The organism is Arachidicoccus sp., assembly GCF_050436765.1.
Lineage (GTDB): Bacteria > Bacteroidota > Bacteroidia > Chitinophagales > Chitinophagaceae > Arachidicoccus.
On the sequence record NZ_JBNQGD010000413.1, the window covers coordinates 1 to 3,808 of the forward strand.

Below are 3,808 nucleotides of genomic sequence, written 5' to 3' on the forward strand. Positions count from 1 at the left end.
TTTAAACTTTAAATGGCTGGGACACCCATTTAGGTGTCCCAGAAAATATAAATCTCTAATCATTAGAGATTTATATATTATATAAATATGATGGTGTCAAAGTCAGGAGGAGATAAAAAATATTACTTTGCAAAAAGGTGGCAACTCTGTAATGTTATGCTCTTTGTATCTGGATGATATTGCCAGTGAATTGGAACAACATTGCTGGTATCAAATTGGTGAAATGATACAGTTAAATGATGATCTATTTGATATATACCAGGATTGTAGCGATAAAATTGCAACCCTACCTAATCGGATGCAAGACGCTTATGCTTTTCATAAATTTTTTATAGAGTTGTTTAACAATATAAAAAAAGAAATAAGTTTACTCCCCTATCCTCACAAAGCAAAACAGAGCCTTAACAATTCTCTCACAGGTATTTGCTCTATTGGATTAGTTGCCATTAGGCGTCTGCAAAAAATTCAGATGGCAAGCCCTGCATTACCTGATTTAAAAACATTGTCACGTAACAAACTGATAATAGATATGGAAAAAATAACGAATCGATGGAGTTGTGTTAAATGCTATGCGAAATTACAAACAACCAAAAACGAAATATGATGTCTCAAAAATGACGTTATCAAGATTAAAATATGACATCCATCTCCAAGAGAAATCGGACTTTGTATCCGTGTTTTCAAGCTTCATTAATCCTTTCCTAACCAGTCACCTCTAACCTCTTCACTTCATAGAGCGCATTAAATAAATATACTTTTTGTGTTTTCACTTCGGTACAGTAATAGCGGGTACGTCTTTTTTCGCCACGCTGAAAAACGCGACCTTCGCGGGTGACAAATAAATCATTTAATCGTAACTCTTCCACGTGTAAAATATTCAAAGGTCTGTTGTCATACTTACGCAAGACACGCATCAAACCTTCTTCCGCACAACTGCTGGCACCGGGATTATGCAGAGAATCGCGTAAAGCGATGGAAATATCCGCAGGAAAAATTTCTTTTTGTAAAAAAACAGAGAGCAATTCGCCATAAGTATTTTTCCATTCGCGGCCATGTGGCGCAACCGAATGTTTGTGCGTCTCATAAACGCATCCATGCGCGAACTCGTGTAATAATGTAATTAAGAAAGAATATTTATTGAGATTGCTATTGATAGAAATACGATGATTCTTCCCTTGGTACGCATTCCTGTAATCGCCTAGTATTGAAGACCTGGCTTGCGTTACAGTAAGATGCACGCTATATTTCTGCAAATAAAAAACAACGTCATCAAAACAACTATCAGGCAAGTAGTTTGCCAATGCTTGTAATGGATGCCGCTCTGTCCTAGCCATTTTTACTGCTATTCTTATTCATAATAAAGGCGTCGCGGGTTTCAAAAACAGAATAAATAACATATAAAACCAAGGAGATGATAATAGCCGGGACGTTTCTGGTTTCTTTAGCAATCAGGACATAAGCGATTGCAGCAATACCTAATATAAAAAATTTTAAAACCGTCATCAACATAATGCTACGAATAAAAACATTGGGATTGGGATTCTTTAGCGCTTTTGCATGCTGAAATGTTCCAACCAGTGCCAACAAAAATAAAATAAGATTGGCTACCACCACTACATTCACGTCTACATAAAAAGATAGTTTTATCAACCCATTTCTAATAAATAAACAAACGGTGCATATAATGATAAACAGCAACAAAAGGGTAACGTAGTTCTTTTTCAGCCCGAACTTTTTCATGTATAAATTTTTATCGGTTTTTAATGGTCATAAATGATCCACCAAAATAATGATCACTTTGTGTATAAAGGATGATGATGGTTCATTTACAATTTCCTCTGTTTAAACATTGCAAACTTACCTACAAAATTTGAGTTATTCATAAAGCACTGCGACCAATATCCTTATTTTTTATACAATATTGCTCGCTGCGAACCAGCACTTAATCACTGAAAACAAAAACGATCTCATACAGCAAATTATACCACTGAAAACAACGGCTAAAACATTAGAAATCCCAAAAAGGCGGTACCGCTTTTTACCGGTGGGTGGGATCATATTAAACCGGTATTAAAAGTCCTGTTCCCTAATGCTGTATGAAGGGTTATCTTTTTGGAATACTCATCATAGATATTGACTAATTTGGACTGGGGATAAAACCGTTGTTCTTTGCCCCGCCCAGGATGAGTTGAATAAATATTGGTTTAAGCTTAATCATCACTGGTTTTTAGAATTAATAAATAAAAGGAATAAATTTTTTTGTCTTAACCCGGTATGCACCAAATTGTGCTTTGTACTTTTCAGCTAAGTAGCTGTCCAGCTTTGGGATATTGTAAAAAGCAAAAAAACAGAAAAGGAATGCAGGAATGATTACTGAATAGGGGTTCCGGGTGACGATGGCATAAGCACTTACCCATAAAAGGTCGCCAAAATAATTGATATGCATAGCGTAGGCGAAAAGTCCTTTTGTATAAAGCATACCTTTATGCTCGGGCTGCTGTTTCCAGAAATGTCTTTGCAGTTCAGATAACGTATTGAGCAGAGAACCTGCCAGAAAAATAAAGATACCAAAATAATCCCACCCACCAATTGGTGATTGGCGGCTGTACACCAGTAAAGCAAACCCGATGTAATACAGCGCAAACGCGAAAGGCACGCTAAGGCTTTCTTCCCAGAGGATTTTTCGCTTCAGCAGATAAAGCATCATAAAGGTCAGCCGAATAAAAACAATAAACGAAAAAACGAAAACGATACTTCTACTCCCAAGATCACCCGGCTGCGTATGTATGCCAATCTTGTTTAAAAGAACTGTACCGCCGCCCCGGAATAATATCCAGTAAGCCAATGTTAGTAATAGCAGTTCCAGCAAAATAATGATTGTTTTCTGAGGGATACTTTTTGATTTCTTTCCGTATAGTTCCATAATATATTTTTATCAAATAATTACCCGATTAGTCCGGTAGTTCTTTGGCGTAAATATTGCACGATGCAAGTATAGTACCGATTTCATCGCCCGTGATACCATTGGATACCACGCTGAAGATGTTGTCACAATCCAGGAAATCGAAATTCCCGCTTTTGACACCACGGTTAATATTTAATAGTTGGCTTAACGTCGCCAAGTCTGTTTCCTGTAATGTATTTGCTTTAAAAATAAGTATTTCTTCCATCTAAACGCAATTTGTCAGACAATATTTTTATTATCCTTTGCTACTTTTTAATCCTTTGAAATATACTTTCAAATGATGACTTCCGTGTTGTGGTGCAACCACATCCATTGACAACACTGTCATAAAGAATTCGATGGGCCCGTAAAATTTGCTGCTCGTAAATGCTCTTAAAAAGAACAAACCAAACCGACTTATCCAATAAGGGATATGTGTTATCTTTTCTTTTCTGCCGCTAACCTCGAAAGCAGTTTTGGCAATCTGGCGGTATGTTAAATTGTCGGGTCCACCCACCAAAATTTCTTTATCGTTGCTCTGAATTGCATCAGCACAGACTTTTGCGAGATCTTCACCATGTATAGGGTTCATCCTATGGCTCCCATTTCCGAAAAGGAAAATCCTTCCTTTTTTTGCCATAGTGTAGAATTCGGCCATGTCAGAAAAGTAGCCCGTAGGGCGGATGATGCAATAATCAAGTCCCGAAGATTCCAACGATTTAACAAACTTTTCTTTCGCATTGCAGATCTTAAGATTGGTTAGATGCTGTCCATGTAGAACGGAAACATAAATAAATTTCCTGACACCGCTTTTTTTTGCTTCTTCGAGCAAATTGATATTTGCCTGATAATCCACATCCATAT

At 37.0% G+C, this 3,808-nt stretch carries 6 protein-coding genes; 1 reads left to right on the forward strand and 5 read right to left on the reverse strand.

What is annotated here, in order from left to right; all coding sequences use genetic code 11:
* Positions 1 to 127: 127 nt before the first annotated feature.
* Positions 128 to 604 carry a hypothetical protein gene (locus ACQR30_RS17115; RefSeq protein WP_429737000.1) on the forward strand — a complete coding sequence of 159 codons (477 nt, stop codon included), beginning with the start codon at positions 128 to 130 and terminating at the stop codon, positions 602 to 604.
* Between the two features lie 97 nt (positions 605 to 701).
* Here ACQR30_RS17115 and ACQR30_RS17120 read toward each other — a convergent pair whose 3' ends face one another.
* From ACQR30_RS17120 to ACQR30_RS17140, 5 genes are all read right to left on the reverse strand, one after another.
* Positions 702 to 1,334, reverse strand: a complete 633-nt coding sequence (locus ACQR30_RS17120) for a SprT-like domain-containing protein (protein ID WP_429737001.1) — start codon at positions 1,332 to 1,334, stop codon at positions 702 to 704.
* A complete protein-coding gene (locus ACQR30_RS17125) occupies positions 1,327 to 1,740 on the reverse strand; it encodes a hypothetical protein (RefSeq protein ID WP_429737002.1) in 414 nt (137 codons plus the stop codon). Before ACQR30_RS17125 ends, ACQR30_RS17120 begins: the two co-directional genes overlap by 8 nt.
* 493 nt (positions 1,741 to 2,233) lie before the next feature.
* Positions 2,234 to 2,923 carry a DUF1295 domain-containing protein gene (locus tag ACQR30_RS17130; protein ID WP_429737003.1) on the reverse strand — a complete coding sequence of 230 codons (690 nt, stop codon included), beginning with the start codon at positions 2,921 to 2,923 and terminating at the stop codon, positions 2,234 to 2,236.
* 28 nt (positions 2,924 to 2,951) lie between these two features.
* Complete coding sequence (locus ACQR30_RS17135; RefSeq protein ID WP_429737004.1) at positions 2,952 to 3,170, reverse strand: hypothetical protein; 219 nt, start codon at positions 3,168 to 3,170, stop codon at positions 2,952 to 2,954.
* Positions 3,171 to 3,200: 30 nt separating this feature from the next.
* Positions 3,201 to 3,808 (reverse strand): NAD(P)H-binding protein (locus ACQR30_RS17140; RefSeq protein ID WP_429737005.1); only part of this gene is annotated, 608 nt, incomplete at its 5' end.

Bases quoted from the DNA above. Each gene is read 5' to 3' on its own strand.
- ACQR30_RS17120 (WP_429737001.1), bottom strand. From the start codon at position 1,334: ATGGCTAGGACAGAGCGGCATCCATTACAAGCATTGGCAAACTACTTG.
- ACQR30_RS17125 (WP_429737002.1), bottom strand. From the start codon at position 1,740: ATGAAAAAGTTCGGGCTGAAAAAGAACTACGTTACCCTTTTGTTGCTG.
- ACQR30_RS17130 (WP_429737003.1), bottom strand. From the start codon at position 2,923: ATGGAACTATACGGAAAGAAATCAAAAAGTATCCCTCAGAAAACAATC.
- ACQR30_RS17135 (WP_429737004.1), bottom strand. From the start codon at position 3,170: ATGGAAGAAATACTTATTTTTAAAGCAAATACATTACAGGAAACAGAC.